Source organism: Neisseria sp. P0008.S010 (assembly GCF_051962715.1).
GTDB lineage: Bacteria > Pseudomonadota > Gammaproteobacteria > Burkholderiales > Neisseriaceae > Neisseria > Neisseria elongata.
On record NZ_JBQCVA010000209.1, the window covers coordinates 1 to 344 of the forward strand.

Here is a 344-nt window from a genome sequence, read left to right on the forward strand (position 1 = left end):
CAGGAAATTCCACCCCCCTCTACCAGACTCGAGTTCGCCAGTCTGGAATGCAGTTCCCAGGTTGAGCCCGGGGATTTCACATCCCACTTAACGAACCGCCTACGTGCGCTTTACGCCCAGTAATTCCGATTAACGTTCGTACCCTCCGTATTACCGCGGCTGCTGGCACGGAGTTAGCCGGTACTTCTTCTAGAGCTAACGTCAACACCCGAGGGTATTCGCCTCAGGCCTTTCTTCACCCTTGAAAGTGCTTTACAACCCGAAGGCCTTCTTCACACACGCGGCATGGCTGGGTCAGGGTTGCCCCCATTGCCCAAGATTCCTAACTGCTGCCTCCCGTAGGC

At 56.1% G+C, this 344-nt stretch carries 1 rRNA gene; it reads right to left on the reverse strand.

The window, feature by feature from the left end:
- A 16S ribosomal RNA gene (locus ACTHSL_RS13250) occupies positions 1 to 344 on the reverse strand; the annotation flags it as partial.